Genomic DNA, 15,518 nt, shown 5'->3' with positions numbered 1-15,518 from the left:
GCCACAGCAATTTGTTAATGAAGAAGTGCATTCTTTTTATCCTTGTTCTACGTGCTTTTATTTGCACTTCCACCGCACAAAACACGCTCGGTACGCCTACCATAAAAAACTACACACACAATGAATATAATGGAGGCAGCGAGATTTGGGATATCAAACAAGGCAAAAACGGCTTGCTTTATCTGGCTAACGAGGAAGGTTTGCTCAGTTTTGATGGCAGCTACTGGAAAACCTATCCCCTGCCCAACCGCAGTGCCATCAAGTCGGTAGCTATTGACTCCGCTGGCCGTATTTATGTTGGCGGGCAGGACGAGGTGGGCTATTTTTTCCCCAACCAGGCCGGAATCCTGAAATATCATTCGCTCAAACAATTACTCCCGCAAAAGGCACGGCAGTTTGCCGATATCTGGGATATCGTTATCCATCATGATGAGGTTTTTTTCAGGACAATTGAATGCATTTTCGAACTCAAAAACAACGTGATGCGCACCTTCGACGCCCCGGGGGGATGGATGATGTTACACCGGGCTGGAGGGCGCTTGTTTGCGCACGATCAAGAGTTAGGGTTGGTTGAGTTTAAGGATACACGCTGGCAAGCCTGCATTGAGCAGCCAACCGCCAACATCAGAGTTACCGGCATTACTGAATTTAACCGCGACAGCCTGCTTGTTACTACCAGAAAACATGGTTTGTTCTTTTTAACAGGAACAAAACTTTACAAAGCCCCCACAGCTATTGATGCAGCGCTGCGTACCGACCTGGTGAACCTGTGCGAAAAAATAAGTAACAACCGTTATGCTATAGGTACAGCGGCAAAGGGTTTATTCATTATTGACAATAAGGGTAACCTTATCGAACAGTTTTCGAACAAGCAGGGCTTACAAAACAATAATATACACAGCTTGCTGCTTGATAGCGACCATAACCTTTGGATAGGGCTTGAAAACGGACTTGATTTTGTAAACTACAATACATCCGTTAAGCACATTTACCCCAACCGCGAAAACGAGGTAAAGAGCAACGCGGTCAGTATTTTTAATAATAAACTTTATATAGGTACCTCCAACGGTTTGTATGTAGCATCAGTAAATCCTCAACAAAAGGATATCAGTATGGTAACCGGAGCCTTTGCTGAGGTGGAAAACACCAGGGGCCAGGTTATGAGCCTTACACAGATCGGGGGGCACTTATTGGCGGGCCACCAGGATGGTGTATTACAGGTTAATAACAACGTTGCAAAAGCAATCACCCCGGGGCCGGGCGCGTGGATGTTAAAGGCATTTCCGGCATCGCCGGATATTGTGGCCGGTACTTATACAGGTTTCCAGCTGTTGAAGTATAATAACGCAAATTTCAGCTTTGAAGGTAAAATAGATGGCATTTATGAATCCTTAGGCAACCTCGCACTCGATAACAGCAATCAGATCTGGGCTACGCATCCCTATAGGGGCATCTTCAAAGTGCAGTTATCGGCAAACAAAAAGAAAGTAAGCGCTTTTACCCGGTATAGCGAAAAAAACGGGCTCCCTTCTGCGCTTAATAACCACGTATATTTTATTAAAGGTAGAATAATAGCCGCTACAGAAAAAGGAGTGTATGAATACGATGCCAATAAGGATACCTTCGGCAAATCGCCGTTTTATAAACCAATTTTTGCAGATGCAAGAGTAGAATACTTAACCGAAGATGACAAAGGCAATGTCTGGTTTATCAGTAATCAGCGCGTAGGGGTTATTGATTTCAGCAAAAAACCGGCAGGTAAACCTTACACGGTAATCTACTTCCCGGAACTTGCCGGACAGACGGTTAAAGGTGCAGAATATATTTACCCGCACGATCAGAAGAACATTTTCATCGGTTCGAATAACGGCGTATTTCACTTAAACTATCGCCAGTACGTATCATCAGAAAACAAACTGAACGTTTTACTGACCTCGGTAAAAGCCATTGCCGAAAAGGACAGTGTTATTTTTGGCGGGTATTTTGTTAAAGGGAACCAGATTACATCGGCCCAAAGCGCTGAACAAATGGTAAGCCTTTCCAACCAATGGAGTTCATTTCATTTTGAATATACCTCTACGCTTTATGCCCAAAAAAGCAACGTAGAGTTCACTTATAAACTGATAGGCTTTGATCAGGAATGGTCTAAATGGTCTGTTAAAACCGAAAAAGATTACACCAACCTGCCTTATGGAACCTACACGTTTTCGGTAAGGGCACGAAACAATTTAGGCGCGGCATCGGCGCCTGTTAATTATGCGTTTATTGTTGAACCGGCATGGTATCAAACCATATGGGCCTACATTGCCTATTTTGCGATTTTTGCCTGCATGGTTTATATCGGTATAAAATATCAGCAAAAACGTTTCGAGTTGCAGCGGCAAAAGCATGAGGAAGAACAAAAACGCCTAAGCTACCTGCATAGCCTGGAACTTGACAGGAATGATAAAGAGATTATGGCCTTGAAAAACGATAAGCTGGAGGCCGAACTCAACTATAAAAATAAAGAACTCGCTACGTTGACGATGCAGATGGTTGATCGCGGCAAGCTGATGCTCAATATCAAAGATGAGTTGATGGTACTGATCAAAAAACTAAATATCCCCGATGCCTCGTACCAATTCAGGAGCGTATTTAAATTACTGAGCGATACCGAAAAGAATGAAGGTGATTGGGATAATTTCGCACTGTATTTCGACCAGGTTCACAATAACTTTTTAAGCACCATGAAGGCTAAATTCCCTGGCCTGAGTTCAACCGACCTGAAGCTGTGCGCTTATCTACGGCTAAACCTGTCATCCAAAGAGATAGCGCAACTGCTCAATATTTCGTTAAAAGGTGTCGAGATCAGCCGTTACCGGGTACGAAAAAAGCTACAGCTATCCACCGAAACCAACCTGTACGATTTCCTGATAGAGGTTACCAAATAGCGGTAACGTTATTACTGCCTGCTGTAATGATGCACCCCGCTTTGCACCGAATACTTTTGATAGGTTTTCCCCCGCGCGTCGGGCACAAATATATCGGCAGTGGTGTTTGGCGGTATAGTAACAACGAGGTCGAGTTTACCTGCCTCTATCTTCCATTTGCTGCTGATACGGCCGTAAGGGCAATCGTAACCGGCTTCGGCCCAGGTAAGGTTGCCGCCTATAAGCGGTTTAATGATGATCTTTTTATAACCTGCTTCCGCCGCTTGTATACCCGCTATATTTTGATACATCCAGTCGCCGATAGCGCCATAAGCATAATGATTATAAGAGTTCATGGATGCTTCCTCAAAGCTACCATCAGTCCGGATACCATCCCACCTTTCCCAGATAGTGGTGGCACCGGCTTTGATAGGATACAGCCACGACGGATAGGTATCCTGCAACAATAGTTTATAGGCAACGTCAGCATGATTAAATTTACTTAATACATCACATAAATACGGTGTACCTAAAAAGCCTGTAGTAAGGTGATAATTATACAACTTAATGTTTTTAACCAGCCTGTCTGCAGCTTGTTGCCGCAGGTTTGCGGGCAGCATATCAAACTCAAGCGCAATCACATAGGCGGTTTGGGTATCCGACGAAATCAGTCCGTTAGGGGTAACATATTCGCGCAGATATGCGTTTTTAATTTTTTGCAACAGTTGGGTGTAAAATTGTTCGTCGGCTTTTTTATTTAAAAGCCTGGCGCTATTGAGTAAAATTTGAGTTGAGCGCGCGTAAAAGCACTGTGCTATCAGGTATTTACTGGTAATGGCCGATATGCCGTCCCTGTCGTCGTTTACACTGTAAAACAGCCAATCGCCAAAGTGATTGCCGGTAGCCCACAAGTTATTGCGGCTTTGCCTGGTGATAAAATCAACCCAGGCTTTCATGCTTTGGTATTGGGTTTCCAGTACCTGCTTATCGCCATAAGCTGTATAAACCGTCCAGGGTAAAATGGTGGCTACATCTCCCCAGCCGGCGCTTCCGCCAACCTCGTTGGTGCCCGTTTTAAAAATATCCGGAACAACATATGGCACACTGCCGCTCGGGTACTGATCGGCAGCCACATCTTTAAGCCATTTGGTAAAAAAGTTATGCACGTTCATATTAAAGGCTGCCGTGCGCGAAAAAACCTGGGCATCTCCTGTCCAACCCAAACGTTCATCACGTTGGGGGCAATCGGTAGGCACATCTAAAAAGTTGCCCTTTTGCCCCCACTGTATGTTATGCTGCAGCTGGTTAAGCATCGGATTTGAGCAAGAGAAACTGCCGGTAACCTTCATATCTGAGTATAAGGCAATGGCCGTAAAATCATCAGGGTTTAAATCACCTTTAATTCCCTCCACTTTAATGTACCTGAAGCCCTGCCAGGTAAACTGCGGTTCGAAGGTATGCTTTTCTCCGTCGTTTAAAATGTAAATATTCTGAGCTTTGGCCGAGCGCAGGTTTTCAGTATAAAAGTTACCGGGCTTATCCAGCACCTCGGCGTGTGATATCCGGATCGAATCGCCCGCCTGGCCTTTTACAGTTACCCGTACCCACCCCACCAGGTTCTGGCCGAAATCAATTATCTTTTCACCCCTGGGCGTGGTGCTGATTTTAAGCGGTTTAAAAGTTTCATGCTGCCGCACAGGCTCGTTAACGGTAGCTACAAGGTTATTGTTGCTGTAAGATTGTACTTTTACACTTTTCCATTCGCGGTCGTCAAAACCTGCCTTATCCCATCCTTTTTGCTCAAGCCGGGTATCAATAATACAGCCATTATAAATTTCGGCAAAGCGTACCGCGCCTGTCGATGATTTCCAGCTTTCATCAGAAACAATCAGCCTCTCTGTACCATCGGCATACACCACTTTTATCTGCAGCAAAAGCGCCAGTTCTTTTCCATAAAAATCGGCCCGGGGTGCAACCGGCCCCAGCGGACTCCTATACCAGCCATTTCCTAAAGTTACGCCAACCGCGTTTTCACCTTGCTTTAGCAAATCCTTAACATCATAAGCCTGGTATTGGAGGCGTTTAGTGTAACTGGTCCACCCCGGGGTAAGGTAAGCGTCGCCAACCTTTTTTCCGTTGATCCTCGCCTCGTAAAACCCGTATGAGGTGATATAGGCAGTAGCCTCCTTTATTTCCTTGTTTAATGAAACCGTGGCGCGTAACAATGGTACAGGGCCGTTAGATGACGGACTGATCCATTTGGCTTTCCAATCCGCGGATGATAAAAGACCCATTTTCCAGGAAGCAAATCCGCTCCATGGTGAAGGGTTTCCTTTTTCATCCCAAACCCGTACTTTCCAAAAATAGGAACGGCCGGATTTCAGCTGCTTTCCGCCGTATGGAATATATAATGATTGCCCGGATGTTACCTTACCGCCCGACCAGAGTTTAACATAGCCACCATTGTTCGTGCTGATGGTATCAACCTCAATTTCATAAGCAGACTGAAAGCCTGTTTTGCCTTGTTCCGGGACTATTTGCCAGCTAAAACGGGGACGGGCAGCGTCAACACTAATGGGATCTTTTTGCGCTTCGGTTAACAGGTTAGTAACGTTTAACTGTGCTAAACCGTTTTTGCGAAACAGCAGGAAAAAACAGGCAATAATGGCGGCAGGCTTCATATCTTAATTTTGTAAGGCGATGATATAATTGGTTTGCCTAAACTAAAGTAATGAGGTAAGTAAACTGTCCTCCTCTGTCTGACTACTCTGTAAAGCGCCCGCTCCTACCTGATCTCTACAATATCCTCAGCAACCTTCGGGAAAATCTCCATTTGTCTGTCATCGTGACCAGGGATAATAAATTTAGGGTTGCCAACAAGTGTTTTCATGCGTTCCATTGCTTTTACATATCCCGCCGGGTCGAGGGTGCCGCCTGCTGAAGACGGGACAAGGTGTTGCAGGCTGTAATAAACCCAGATGTTATCTGATGCGAGGATTACTTTGTTGCTACCTGTATTAACCAGCACATATTGCGAATTATAGGTATGCCTCGATCCCGTATACACCCGCATTCCTTTAATTATTTCTTTATCATCGCCATCAACCAGTTTAAGCCTGCCGGCCAGGTTTAAATTGACAGCATTTATCACGTCGCGTTTTGCAAAGCCTCCCGCTTCGCCCGGCTTTTGCCAGGCTGCCCCTGTAAAAAACTCATAATCCTGTTTTTGCATCCATACTGTTGCATTGGGGAAAAGCCCCAGGCCGTCGATGTGGTCCCAATGCGGATGGCTTAAAATAATATCGGTTATATCACCGGGTTTTACACCCAGTTTTAGCAGCGCCGAGTCGGGGCGCCGGTAGGTTTTAAGCTGAAAATCTTTAGCATCTTCAATATCACCCAGAAAGCCGGCATCAACTAATATGTTTTTACCATTGCTCCCTCTGATCAGCCAAACCATAAAATCAATTTTAACAGGTTCGTTAGATCCGTTCAGCGCCCAATCCGACACTTTAAAAGGATAACCCGATTCCGCGAATTTTACACTATAAACTTTATAAGTTGGGGTTTGAGCATATGCGGCAAGTGTAACTAATGTTGATGCAAGTACAAGCAGGCAGACTTTCTTCATAATCAGGTTATATTATTACAGGCCGAATATAAAAAATGCCCGCGGCTAAACCGTGGGCATCATTAATTATTGTGTAACTGACAATGAAACTTTAGTTGATACGAAAACCAAATCTATTTTTCTAATTCCACTTCGGCCGGGGTATGCCTGGCAAAACTGGTGAGCAGTTTTCTAACCTCGGCCGGGTTACGCAGGTAAAATTTCGCTGCGGATAAGTTACTGCCTACCTTAATAGTTATAGCGCTTTCGGGCAGGGCCTTAAATATATCTTCATCTGTATAATCGTCGCCAAAGGCAATAACAAAATCATAGTCTTTCCCTTCAGTTAGTGTTAAAGCTGCTTTACCTTTGTTGATATCCATATTCTTCACTTCCAGTACTTTATCACCCGCCAGCAGTTGTAAGCCTTTATCACTTGCAAGATACTTAAGATTGTTCATCAACTCGTTGGCTCTCAGTTCGCCAAGACCTGCCTGGGCCTTACGGTAATGCCAAACCAGCGAATATGTTTTTTCTTCGATGAATGAGCCGGGTGTACGGTCAACGTATGTTTCCAGTATCGGGTAGATGTCCTGCTTCCACTGGTCGCTCAGGCCACCTATTTTATGCCATGATGTACCTTGCTGCTTAAACCACGAGCCATGTTCGGCAATAAGGTAAATATCATTGTCCTTAAACCAGTCATCAAGATTTTCATGCTTTCTGCCGCTTATTAAAACCAACTGATTGGCAGGATCTTCTGCCAGTTTATTAATAATTTGATACAACTCCTTGTCGGGGCTTGCCTGCTCTATATTCGATTTGAAGTTTACCAGCGTACCATCATAATCTAAAAATATGATACGCTTTTTAGTTTTAATATAACGGTTAATAATGCTTTGCTCGGTAGTGTTGCTTACATGGCGCGCCTGGAGCGACCGCTGCATCAGTTTCACCTCCTTCAATCTATCCATAAAAATTTTAACCCAATGTGATGTATTGAATTTAGCTACCAGCTGCCTCATCGGAACCATGCGGCGGCGCTGTTCTTCAGGTTTCATATTGATGGCCTGCAATATAGCGCGGCACACCTCGCCGGTATTGTTAGGGTTTACTATAATAGCATCTATCAACTCTTTAGATGATCCTGCCATTTCGCTCATAATCAATACACCATCATTATTAATCCTGCTGGCTACGTACTCTTTGCTTACCAGGTTCATACCATCGCGCATGGGGGTAACCAGGCAAACATCCGCCGAGTAGTACAATGCCGATAGTGTTTCAATGGGGAATGAGCGGTAATAGTAATGTACAGGGCTCCAGTCGATAGTACGGTAAAGGGCATTTATTTTACCTACCTTTTTGTCGATCTCATCACGGAGGTGCGCATATTGAGGTACGGTATCGCGCGATGGCACAACAATCATATACAAGGTGATGTGTTCCTTGCACTCGGGGCACATTTTAAGAAATAGCTCAAAGGCCTCCAGACGTTGCAGGATGCCCTTACTATAGTCCAGCCTATCAATTGAAAGGATGAGTTTTTTACCTTTAAAACTCTCCTTAACAAGATCAATCTGCTGCTTCACTTCCTCCTGAAGGGGCAGCGAGGCATATTTTTGCTCATCAATTCCCATCGGGAACGATTCAACAACAACCGACCGTTCGCCATTGCTGATGATATTGGCATTTGACGTTACCGGGAGCAGACGTGTTGCCGAGCCAAGGAAATGGCGAACATCATCAAAAGTATGAAAGCCTATCAGATCGGCCCCCAACATCCCCTGCAACAATTCGGCACGCCAGGGGATCAGCCTGAACATCTCATTGGATGGAAATGGAATATGAAGGAAAAAGCCAATGGAAACATCGGGCATTTCACTGCGTACCAATTCAGGCAGCAATAACAATTGATAATCATGAATCCAGATTACATCGCCGGGCTGGGCAACGCTGAGGATCATGTCTCTGAATTTTTTATTTACTGCCTGGTAATAATCCCAGTTTGATTGTTTATAGGCCGCATAGGTTGAGGCGTAATAATGAAAAACAGGCCAAAGCACCTCGTTGCTAAAACCCTCATAATATTGATTGATCTCTTCCTGATCTAAAAAAACAGGGATAAGGCTTAAATCCCTTAATTCGGCTGTAATCTGATCGCGGTCCTCCGGGGCGCTGATCTCAACCCCTGGCCACCCTATCCATACGTTATCGCCCTGTTTATATATTGAACCTAAACCTGTTGCAAGTCCGCCCTCGCTTGGAGATGAGTGATAAACATCGTCAACCTTTGAGATTTTAACCGGCAATCGGTTTGATACAATTATTGTTTTAGGCATATCATATAAATGTTGATTAATAGTTAATTAAAGGCTAAAAAGCCCGTTTTGTTTTAACAAACGGCCTATTACGTTGATAAAAGTTTGATTTTTAAGCATAAAAAAAGCCGTTCCCGGTATCGGAACGGCTTTTTTTATGCTCGTTACTGAACGAATTATTTTACTTGTTGGAAAAACTCAATGTTAGCTTGCTGAGTGATCCTTACCAACACTTCGTGGTTATCGCTTTTCAGGTCAACAAAGTATGAAGTTGGCTCAATGCTGTCGTTGATCTCGGTGTTAGCCTGGTAAACAATTACTTCACCCACGTTGTAACCTTTGTACTCTTTGTTAATTTGAGCAAGGGCTTTTGCAGGGATAGCTTTGTTGTCAACACGTTGAGTTGTACCTAAAAACTCACCTTGCAGGTTGTAGAAAGCGGTTTTCTGAACGCCGTCAACAGTGAAAGTAGCTTTTTGAGTGTTTTTGGTTACAGTCCAGGTAACGTCTGTAGCGTCAGCGAAATCAGCGGTAAAGCCATGAAGCGCGATGTAAGAAACGTTAGTACCGCCGTCTGATTTTTTGCCGCCATCGGCGAAAGCGTTAACAGTAAATAAAGCTGCAGTTGCAATTGTTAAAAATATCTTTTTCATGTTCGTTTAAATTTTAAATCCGCAACAAATATACGCCTGATTTATCAATATCTAAAATTTTGATTAATTTTTATGAATTTTTAATAATTACAGGCTTTTATTGGTTAAAAATTTAAAATTTCACAACCACCTTAGTGTATATTTTACAATATCTAAAACAAAAAACGCCAATTAAATGGCGTTTTCGTTTTGCTAAACCGATTTCTCAGTCATAAAAATGTCATTTAGCCGTTATCTGCAAAGCCGGGATATAAGGTCATGCCCCCATCAGAGAAAATAGTTGTACCGGTGATATAATCCGACTCGTCTGAAGCCAGCCAGACTGCGAGTTTACCAATGTCGTCCGGCTGCCCTATCCGGTTGTAAGGGATGAGCGTGAGCAGTTTATCCAGGGCTTCGGGCGTATCCCAGGCTGCTTTGTTAATGGGCGTTTGAATGGCGCCCGGCCCGATGCTGTTCACCCTTATTTTATGGGGTGCCAGTTCCTGCGCTATGCTTTTCATAAACATCATGATACCGCCTTTGCTTGCCGCGTAGTTCACATGGCCGGCCCAGGGTATTACTTCATGTACGCTGCTCATGCAAATAATCTTGCCCGCGGCTTTGCTTGTTTCTTCTACAATACCGCGCCTGATAAACTCGCGGGCGGCCTCGCGGGCGCATAAAAACTGGCCTGTAAGGTTGATGTCTATTACCTTTTTCCAATCGTCCAGTTCCATATCCACAAAACTTGAGTCTTTTTGCAAACCCGCGTTGTTCACCAAAATATCAATAGTTTGATATTTAGCGAACATAGCGGCAAACATTTGCTTAACCTCCTCTTCATGGCTTACATCAGCCTGAAAGGCAAAAGCTTCGCCGCCTGCATCCTGTATTTGTTTTACCACATCTTCGGCAGATTCATGATTGTGGGCATAGTTGATAAGCAAATTTGCACCCGCGGCTGCTAAAGCGAGCGCCACGCCCTTGCCTATACCACTATCGGCACCGGTAACCAGCGCTGCCTGCCCTTTTAATAATTGTGTATTGTTGCTCATAGCTAAACATTTTGTGTTTAATATAAGCAATACAAACAGCGGGGCTTTGGTTTTAATTATTTTGTGACGATTGCGGGAGATAACCCACTATTTCAATGACCGCTAAAATTCAGGTTATTTTTTACGGGAGTAATTAAATACATCTTTTTTCCAACCACCAGTTTTATCCTTTTCGTTGAGGATGACATCCATCTTATCAGGTGCCGCAAGTTGATAAGTTAACTTTACTGATTTATTTTTGAGCTCAAATTCAGCTTTGTTTTTTTCAATATTTACAAGGTAAAATAAAAGTGGCTTATTTTTATCCTCCCAGGCAATGCTCCCCCTGTTAAAGTGCCGCATTTTCAGCACCGGCGAGCCATTGGCTTCTTCAATCACTACAAACTCGTAAAATTCAACTTTACCATCTTTAACTACCCTAAAACTACTGATCATGCTATCGCCCATAGGTTGGCCCCAAAATTCTTCCATATCACCCCATTGGTGCTTTTGCACCCAGGTCCCGGCCATAAAACCTAATTGTTTCAGGTCAGCCTTAACCGTCTGGGCCCGACAGTGGTTTTTAAAAAAGAGGAAAACAACTATCGCAGAGATGATAAGCTTTAATTTCATAACAGCAAGTTATGAAAATTATCCCCTATATCCCCTTCCACTCATAACTTTCATTTTGTAACCCGGCTAAATCAATAACCCGGTTAACAACGGTCATGGCCAGTTCTTCGATGGTTTGCGGTTTACTATAATATGATGGAATGGCCGGGCAGATAATGCCGCCGGCCTCGGTAACGGTGGCCATGTTACGGATGTGGATGAGGTTAATCGGCGTATCGCGCGCTACAAGAATCAATTTGCGGCGCTCTTTCAGTACCACATCCGCGGCGCGGGTTATCAGATCGTCAGAGATCCCTCCGGCAATGCGGCCGAGGGTACCCATAGAGCATGGTACTACAATCATGGTATCAAACTTTGCCGATCCGGAAGCGAATGGCGCCATGAAATCATTTTTGGCATAAAATTTAAATGGGAGTTTGGTATAGTCATCATTATCCAGTTCAAAACGCCAAACGTCTTTAGCATTATCAGACATTACTACGCCCACTTCGGCTATCTGGTTTTGCAACTGAACGAGTTTTTTTAACAGCAGACTGGCATAAATCGCCCCGCTTGCCCCGGTAACGGCTACAACTATTTTTCTCTTCATGGATTTTCCTTCAGCAACTTCACTAACGCACAAAATTTAGGGTATAAAAAAGGGTCGAATAACTTGTACCCGACCCTACATCTACCTATGAAAAACATGCCCTTGAGAGGGCACTACAAATGTACAAACAGTTTTTAAATTAATAAACAATTTATTAAAATAATTTTAACCTGCTTATTGTAAGTTTTTCTCTATCAAAATTTGAATAATACCATCAACCATACCTACCCTTGGCACGTAAATATTTTTGATATTGGCATTTTTCATTACGGTAAGGTAAATTTCACAGGCCGGGATAATCACGTCGGCCCTGTCGTGGTTAAGGCCCAGTACATTGATCCGATCTTTTAATGAAAACGAACTGAGGTAGGTATAAAGCTGGCGTAACCTGGCGAAAGAAAGCGGCAAACCGTCTTTTTCGTCAGATAAACGGAAAAGCTTATTAATATTACCGCCCGTACCGATGCCTGATAATTGTTTAAAATTACGGGTATTATCGCGGATAAAGTCGCGCATGTCGTTCCAGGTTTCTTCGGTATCCTGGTTATCAAGAATGCGGATGGTACCGATGTTGAAAGAGCGCGAAACTATCATTTCGCCTGCCGAGAACAGCGAAAGTTCGGTACTGCCGCCGCCAACATCAATATAAAGATAATTTTTGCTTTTATCGATGTTCTGATCAATATGGCTGGCATAAATTACACTGGCTTCCTTCGATCCGTGTACAATTTCCAGATCGATATTGGCCTGTTCTTTAATAATTTTTACCAGTTCGTCGCCATTGTCTGCCTCGCGCATAGCTGATGTGGCGTAGGCCAGGTAATCGGTAACTTTATAAACGTCCATGAGGTTGCGGAATGCCTGCATCGCTTTCAGCAGTTCGGCGGCTTTTTTATCAGATATATGTTTCTGGATAAAAGCATCGTCGCCAAGACGAAGCGGAACACGGATCAAAGTATTTTTCTTAAACGAGAACGAACCCGTATTTTCAATTATATCAGCAATTAACAGCCTCACGGCGTTCGAACCTATGTCGATGGCAGCGTATCTCAATGTTATTTGTTTTTACTTTTTAGATAATTATATATTTCTATTTGCGCCCGGTGGCTTTCAGGCGAATCTGTTTTATGGTATTTATTGGTATTCTGGCTATTGATTTCCCTTGACTTGGTATTATCAGCCAACTGGATGTCAATAATATCCCTTATTTCCTTCTGCAGTTTCGGGTCGTACACCGGGAAGCCAACCTCAACCCGGTTATCAATATTGCGGGTCATAAAATCGGCAGAGGTAAGATAGATCAATTCATTACCACCATTGCAATAAATGTGTACCCGGGCATGCTCCAGGTATTTATCAACTATACTCACCACCTCTATATTTTCACTATACCCCTTTACCCCGGCTATTAAGCAGCACATCCCGCGGATGATCATCTTAATTTTCACCCCGGCATTGCTGGCCTGGTAAAGCTTGTTGATCATGTCTTCATCGGCCAGGCTGTTCATTTTCAATATCATGTAAGCCTGCTTGCCTGCTTTGGCATTCCTGATCTCGTTATCAATCAGCTTGTAAATGGCCGGGCGAGAATCAATAGGTGATACAATAAGGCTCTTGAGGCCTTTGGGCAGTAACCCGCGGTTAACGGCTTTAAATACATTCACCAAATCGGCAGTGATTTTTTTATTGGCAGTAAGCAGGGTATGATCGGCGTAAATGCGGGCCGTTTTCTCGTTAAAGTTACCTGTTGAAAGGCAGGCGTAGTAAGCCGGTTTCCCTTTTTCGGTGCGGGTTACGAGGCAAATTTTAGAGTGTACCTTGTAGCCGGGAATACCGTAAAGTACAGTTACCCCCTCCTCTTCCAGGCGGTTACTCCAGTGGATATTGTTCTGCTCATCAAAACGGGCCCTGAGCTCTACCAGGCAGTTTACCTTTTTGCCGTTTTTCGCGGCATTGATCAGCGCGTGGATCACCCTCGAATCTTCGGCCAAGCGGTAAACCGCTATGCTGATCTCTTTTACTTTGGGGTCGATAGCTGCCTCCCGTAAAAAATGGATCACATAATCGTACGATTGATAGGGAGTACTAACCAGGTAATCTTTTTTAGCGATAAGCTCGATCAGGCTTTTTCCGAACGAGAGGTCGGCTACCGGCAGCGCCGGATACTTACTGTATTCCAGTTCGGGCCCGCCAACGTTTGGAAACGAAATAAAATTTTTGAAGTTATGGTACCTGTTACCCGGAATCAGGCTTTCGCCATGCAGGCCCATTTTATTAACGAGGTACTTCAGCATATCCATCGGCATATCCGAATCGTACAACAGGCGCATCGGCTTGCCCTTTTTACGTTTTTGAAGGCTTTTCGCAAGCGCGTCTACAAACTTCTCGCTTACTTCCTTATCCAGGTCAAGCTCGGCATCGCGGGTAAGCTGTATCGAGTAAGCTTCGATACTGTCATGCTCAAAAATGAAAAATATATCCTCCAAACTGTACCTGATGATATCATCCAGCAGGATAATAAACTTAAGGTTGTTGGTATCAGGCAGTTTAATAAAGCGTGAAAGGTTGTCAGGAAACTCAATCAGCGCGTAACGCACCTTTTTATTGGTGGTAAGTTTTACGAAAAAATAAACCGCCCTGTCACGTAACTCGGGCAAAGGCAGCGAATCATTCAGCATGATGGGCACCAGCGTAGCCAGCAGCTTTTCCCTGAAATAATCCTTTACGAAGGCACCGCGGGTTACGTTTAGCTGCTTATCGTTCAGGATAAAGATCTTCTCTTCGGCAAGCTGCTTTACAATGATATTCTCGTACAGGTTGTTAAACTTACGCTCCTGCCTTACTACTATATTTTTAATCTGGTTGAGGAGCTTTTTAGGGTTATAACCTAAAATCTCCTTCGACTTTTCGTTCAAAGCCGCCAGACGGCTTAAGGTAGCTACCCTTACACGGTAAAATTCATCGAGGTTAGACGAGAATATGGCCAAAAACCGCACCCTTTCTATCAGGGGCACCGTTGGATCGGCAGCTTCCTGCAAAACACGGTCGTTAAAATAAAGCCAACTAATTTCTCTGTTAATTAAGGGAGCCTGTTTATCCATAGTATTGTTGCCACGCGGCCACATATTTACAAAACTGCTTATTTATTTGTTAACTTAATATTAAGTCATTTGCAATTCGGTAGTTTTTATTCATTGTAATTTATTGCAGAAGTTAAACAAATTGTTGCAATATTGCGCTGTATTTAACAATAGCTTAGCTTTGCCAATCAATTTATAAACAATAAACTGCTTATGCCAACTTTTGATATAGTAAGTAAGATAGACGGACAAACCCTGGATAACGCTATCAATACAGCAAAAAAAGAGATCCTGAACCGTTATGATTTTAACGATTCGAAAAGTACGGTTGATCTGGATAAAAAGACAAACACCATTACCGTAGTTACAGAAAACGATATGCGCCTTAAGGCAATCCAGGACAGCATTATCAGCCGTATGGTAAAACAACACCTCGACCCCAAAGCGCTTGATTTTGGCAAAGAACAATACGCGTCGGGCAGCATGATCCGTAAGGAAATTAAAATAAAAGAAGGCATCGACAAAGAAGCTGCAAAAAAAATAGTTAAAAAGATAAAAGACAGCGGCCTTAAAGTACAGGCCTCCATCATGGACGACCAGGTACGTGTACAGGGAAAAAAGATTGATGACCTGCAGGCCGTGATCAGTTTGTGCCGTGCTGATGATTTTGGGCAACCTTTACAATATATCAATATGCGCGATTAAAG

The 15,518-nt window shown here is 43.7% G+C and carries 11 protein-coding genes; 2 read left to right on the top strand and 9 right to left on the bottom strand.

Features of this window, described 5'->3' with window-relative positions; genetic code table 11:
- Positions 1-17: 17 nt before the first annotated feature.
- Positions 18-2,930: a ligand-binding sensor domain-containing protein gene (locus LX99_RS08265; RefSeq protein ID WP_109607418.1), complete on the top strand. Its 2,913-nt coding sequence runs from the start codon at positions 18-20 to the stop codon at positions 2,928-2,930.
- 11 nt (positions 2,931-2,941) lie between these two features.
- On the opposite strand, the gene LX99_RS08260 is transcribed toward LX99_RS08265, so the two are convergent.
- The 9 genes from LX99_RS08260 to ppk1 all read right to left on the bottom strand — a co-directional run bounded on the left by LX99_RS08260 (position 2,942) and on the right by ppk1 (position 14,832).
- Positions 2,942-5,590, bottom strand: a complete 2,649-nt coding sequence (locus LX99_RS08260; RefSeq protein WP_109607417.1) for a glycoside hydrolase family 78 protein — start codon at positions 5,588-5,590, stop codon at positions 2,942-2,944.
- Between the two features lie 104 nt (positions 5,591-5,694).
- On the bottom strand, positions 5,695-6,540 hold the full coding sequence (locus tag LX99_RS08255; RefSeq protein WP_109607416.1) for an N-acyl homoserine lactonase family protein: 846 nt from the start codon (positions 6,538-6,540) through the stop codon (positions 5,695-5,697).
- A gap of 113 nt (positions 6,541-6,653) precedes the next feature.
- On the bottom strand, positions 6,654-8,861 hold the full coding sequence (locus LX99_RS08250) for a bifunctional alpha,alpha-trehalose-phosphate synthase (UDP-forming)/trehalose-phosphatase (protein ID WP_109607415.1): 2,208 nt from the start codon (positions 8,859-8,861) through the stop codon (positions 6,654-6,656).
- A gap of 155 nt (positions 8,862-9,016) precedes the next feature.
- Positions 9,017-9,493, bottom strand: coding sequence for a hypothetical protein (locus tag LX99_RS08245; RefSeq protein WP_022833004.1), 477 nt, complete (start codon positions 9,491-9,493; stop codon positions 9,017-9,019).
- Between the two features lie 224 nt (positions 9,494-9,717).
- The gene (locus LX99_RS08240; protein ID WP_109607414.1) at positions 9,718-10,530 is read right to left on the bottom strand and encodes an SDR family oxidoreductase; all 813 of its coding nucleotides are present in this window, start codon (positions 10,528-10,530) and stop codon (positions 9,718-9,720) included.
- A gap of 114 nt (positions 10,531-10,644) precedes the next feature.
- Positions 10,645-11,142: a DUF6265 family protein gene (locus tag LX99_RS08235; protein ID WP_022833002.1), complete on the bottom strand. Its 498-nt coding sequence runs from the start codon at positions 11,140-11,142 to the stop codon at positions 10,645-10,647.
- A gap of 25 nt (positions 11,143-11,167) precedes the next feature.
- Positions 11,168-11,731: a UbiX family flavin prenyltransferase gene (locus LX99_RS08230; RefSeq protein ID WP_109607413.1), complete on the bottom strand. Its 564-nt coding sequence runs from the start codon at positions 11,729-11,731 to the stop codon at positions 11,168-11,170.
- Positions 11,732-11,905: 174 nt separating this feature from the next.
- On the bottom strand, positions 11,906-12,784 hold the full coding sequence (locus tag LX99_RS08225; RefSeq protein ID WP_109607412.1) for a Ppx/GppA phosphatase family protein: 879 nt from the start codon (positions 12,782-12,784) through the stop codon (positions 11,906-11,908).
- Positions 12,785-12,786: 2 nt separating this feature from the next.
- Positions 12,787-14,832 carry a polyphosphate kinase 1 gene (ppk1, locus tag LX99_RS08220; protein WP_109607611.1) on the bottom strand — a complete coding sequence of 682 codons (2,046 nt, stop codon included), beginning with the start codon at positions 14,830-14,832 and terminating at the stop codon, positions 12,787-12,789.
- A gap of 192 nt (positions 14,833-15,024) precedes the next feature.
- Between ppk1 and LX99_RS08215 the strand changes: the two genes are divergently transcribed.
- Complete coding sequence (locus tag LX99_RS08215; RefSeq protein WP_022832998.1) at positions 15,025-15,516, top strand: YajQ family cyclic di-GMP-binding protein; 492 nt, start codon at positions 15,025-15,027, stop codon at positions 15,514-15,516.
- Positions 15,517-15,518: the final 2 nt, after the last annotated feature.

Source organism: Mucilaginibacter oryzae (genome assembly GCF_003148845.1).
Lineage (GTDB): Bacteria > Bacteroidota > Bacteroidia > Sphingobacteriales > Sphingobacteriaceae > Mucilaginibacter > Mucilaginibacter oryzae.
This window is presented reverse-complemented; position numbering and strand designations above follow the sequence as displayed.

Excerpts from the sequence above, each read along its gene's own strand:
- LX99_RS08265 (WP_109607418.1), top strand. The coding sequence starts at position 18 with ATGAAGAAGTGCATTCTTTTTATCCTTGTTCTACGTGCTTTTATTTGC.
- LX99_RS08260 (WP_109607417.1), bottom strand. The coding sequence starts at position 5,590 with ATGAAGCCTGCCGCCATTATTGCCTGTTTTTTCCTGCTGTTTCGCAAA.
- LX99_RS08255 (WP_109607416.1), bottom strand. The coding sequence starts at position 6,540 with ATGAAGAAAGTCTGCCTGCTTGTACTTGCATCAACATTAGTTACACTT.
- LX99_RS08250 (WP_109607415.1), bottom strand. The coding sequence starts at position 8,861 with ATGCCTAAAACAATAATTGTATCAAACCGATTGCCGGTTAAAATCTCA.
- LX99_RS08245 (WP_022833004.1), bottom strand. The coding sequence starts at position 9,493 with ATGAAAAAGATATTTTTAACAATTGCAACTGCAGCTTTATTTACTGTT.
- LX99_RS08240 (WP_109607414.1), bottom strand. The coding sequence starts at position 10,530 with ATGAGCAACAATACACAATTATTAAAAGGGCAGGCAGCGCTGGTTACC.
- LX99_RS08235 (WP_022833002.1), bottom strand. The coding sequence starts at position 11,142 with ATGAAATTAAAGCTTATCATCTCTGCGATAGTTGTTTTCCTCTTTTTT.
- LX99_RS08230 (WP_109607413.1), bottom strand. The coding sequence starts at position 11,731 with ATGAAGAGAAAAATAGTTGTAGCCGTTACCGGGGCAAGCGGGGCGATT.
- ppk1 (WP_109607611.1), bottom strand. The coding sequence starts at position 14,832 with ATGGATAAACAGGCTCCCTTAATTAACAGAGAAATTAGTTGGCTTTAT.
- LX99_RS08215 (WP_022832998.1), top strand. The coding sequence starts at position 15,025 with ATGCCAACTTTTGATATAGTAAGTAAGATAGACGGACAAACCCTGGAT.